Origin of the sequence: Salinivibrio socompensis S35 (genome assembly GCF_000513715.1) — a bacterium.
GTDB classification, from domain to species: Bacteria; Pseudomonadota; Gammaproteobacteria; order Enterobacterales; family Vibrionaceae; genus Salinivibrio; species Salinivibrio socompensis.
The window spans coordinates 1-2,549 of the sequence record NZ_AQOD01000164.1 but is presented as its reverse complement, the minus strand read 5'-3'; the positions used below and the strand labels follow the sequence as shown (position 1 = coordinate 2,549).

Here is a 2,549-nt window from a genome sequence, read left to right as displayed (position 1 = left end):
GCAAAGGTGATCAAAAACCCCGACAGAGGTAATGTCCTTATCCTGCTCGAGTATAGGAACGACAATGCTTTCCCATACCGATTTAAGCGGATCTTTGCGCGTGCGCCATGTTCGCTTGCCTTCGTCTGGTGGTTGATTGGCTTTATCCAGACGCCGGGCTGAACGTTCTGAAATTCCTGCTTTAGCAGCAGCAACAACTTGGCTATTTCGTTTTCTATGAGTCATATAGATAGTGACCTGTTGATCCGTGATTCGTGTTCCCGGCACAGTGAACTCCCTCCGTTCTGCTGTACCGAACCTTATCAGACCAACCGGCCAAGATAATTGTCGCTAGACCGGCCACCGTAATTGTCGCTCAATATACAAGCATTTCGTTAAAACCATCTAACCAGCCAAGACCATTTCTGCTTTCAAGATCAATAAAAGCTGGGTTGACTATCTCTGTGACGGGTGAATCCCATCCAAGAATCCGCTTACCCTCTTTGCGCACCTGGTAGATACCCATGCCTCGAGTCGGCACAATAGTTAGCTCCAATTCACCGTTATCGATGGTGATAATGTCCACGCCATTTTGTTTACCTGTATTGAGTCGCCTTTTTTCAATAGAAAAGGGGACTGTTGCGTTCATCCCTAGTGCTTGAGCAGAGGTTTTCCAGTGATCMGTGACTCACGTAGGTGTTTAGTCGCGCTATCGGGTGAGTACAAAATTCTGCTGAAAGGGCGTAAACAGGTGTTAGTAGGGCAACAGTCCGCCAGGACTTTCTTAATTTTCATGTAGCATTCCTCTTTGTTGTGTTTAGCTGAAACGTTTCAGCTAAACATTACGCTTATTATTTGAACAGGCAAACTGCTGAAAGTGACCTTGTGATTCAGCTCTTTAATTTTTATCAACCGATTTTAAATCATGAGTGCTGACTCACGTTCAGCATTTCAAGACGAAAAGGGGATACTGACGCTGTGCACTTACTGGCGGATAGGCACTTTGGTGTGAAGATCCTAATGTCTTAGATTTTATCGGGACAGGCACAAGATGCTCTTCGAGATTTTATCGGGACAGACACAATAGCTTGTCGGGATCAGGGGGGTTAATGTTTATTTTTTGCCTTGATTTGCGGTAGGCTACGACAAACACATCACTAGAAAATCGTTTATGACCACTGTCACTATTTCCGCTTTAACAAGCACGGACGCCTCGCCCAAGCAACAGAGTAAATTACGTCAGCTCTGGGTGGATGTGGAAAAAAAACAGCAACGTAATCAACGCTATCAGGCCAAATTAGATAAATTTTATCAGGAGTTTAAGCAGCAACTTGAGCCGCTTGAGCAGGAGGTGTGCTTTGTTGCTGAAGCTTGGATCCGTCATTTGATCGCGTTTATACCGCGTAAATCTATTAAAGGTGCGCAGCGAGAAGCACTCTATGAGTGGATAGACGAAGAACTAGAGATCATAGAGTCAAACCCGTTTAGCCCCGTGAATACGCATGAGCTTCGTGAAGCCTTTTCGCATGCTCTCGCTGAGCAGTCTGAAAATGAGATGCAAGGGATGACGTTTTCACAAGAGGATATTAATCGCGTTCGTGATGATCTTGAGGAGATATTGGGACAGCCGGTGAGTGTGAGTGACGAGGAGCTTGAAGCGCTAGCGAGATCGCCAGATAAACTCCAAGATTATATCTTCTCACTGTTGGAGGAACGCGCGAAGAACGCGAACGAGGAAAGCGAGGATTCCCATCGTTTTCTTTTGACGATTTTTTACGCACAGTCAGGACGAAGACATAGATGACGACAGTTATCGAGCTAAGCCCACTGACGATGGAGCGCTGTTGTTTGATGATAGACGAATGGCAAAGCTCTATCGCCAACTCGCTAAAAAGCTTCACCCTGATCGCGAGCGCGACTCGGCAAAGCAAGCGGAAAAACACGCGCTTATGCAGCAATTGTCTCAAGCGAAAAAAGAGAAGGATCCACTTGCTTTACTCCTTCTCGCTCAACGGTTTTTACCTGACCATGAATTAGCGCTCGATAACGACATGCTCCGGCATCTAGAAAAGTCGCTCAAAGATAGAGTGGTGCAACTGAACCAAGAGCATCAAGCGCTAAAAGATGGCCACGATGTAAAAAGTGTTGTATGGCGTCGTTTCGGGGGTGGCAATAAAGCCTCTCGCCAGCATGATTTAGATAAGTATCGATATCAGTTGATCGATAGCGCGGATGAATTACGAGATAAATGTGCGCAAATCACCACCGTCAAGGCACTTCAAGATGACCTCAAAATACGTGTGAACCAGAGGACACAGCTTGAGCAGGCGTTTTTTGATTTCGGCTTGTTTATGTAGTTAGCGGTGTAGTTAGCGGGACAGGCACTTTAGTCCGAACACAGAAAGAGACGAGACGCTGCGCTTCTAGAGACTAGGGCGTGTTGATCTTTCGTGATTGTTTTTTGAACGGCATGATAAGGCGTTATAATCTCTTTCGCCAAAAACAAACTCGTAACGCCATACCATGCCGAGACTCATGCTAACTGATAAGCGGTGGACAAAGCGTACTTA

3 protein-coding genes and 1 pseudogene are annotated in these 2,549 nt (G+C 46.0%); 2 read left to right on the top strand and 2 right to left on the bottom strand.

The window, feature by feature from the left end; all coding sequences use genetic code 11:
• Together DZ54_RS24390 and DZ54_RS0115520 are read right to left on the bottom strand one after the other, a co-directional pair.
• A pseudogene (locus DZ54_RS24390) lies at window positions 1-267 on the bottom strand (IS21 family transposase); the annotation flags it as partial.
• 88 nt (window positions 268-355) lie between these two features.
• On the bottom strand, window positions 356-628 hold the full coding sequence (locus DZ54_RS0115520; protein ID WP_025675065.1) for a DUF4432 family protein: 273 nt from the start codon (window positions 626-628) through the stop codon (window positions 356-358).
• A gap of 522 nt (window positions 629-1,150) precedes the next feature.
• Between DZ54_RS0115520 and DZ54_RS23755 the strand changes: the two genes are divergently transcribed.
• Together DZ54_RS23755 and DZ54_RS23750 are read left to right on the top strand one after the other, a co-directional pair.
• Window positions 1,151-1,783 carry a hypothetical protein gene (locus tag DZ54_RS23755; RefSeq protein ID WP_051416066.1) on the top strand — a complete coding sequence of 211 codons (633 nt, stop codon included), beginning with the start codon at window positions 1,151-1,153 and terminating at the stop codon, window positions 1,781-1,783.
• A gap of 58 nt (window positions 1,784-1,841) precedes the next feature.
• Complete coding sequence (locus tag DZ54_RS23750) at window positions 1,842-2,336, top strand: J domain-containing protein (RefSeq protein WP_051416065.1); 495 nt, start codon at window positions 1,842-1,844, stop codon at window positions 2,334-2,336.
• Window positions 2,337-2,549: the final 213 nt, after the last annotated feature.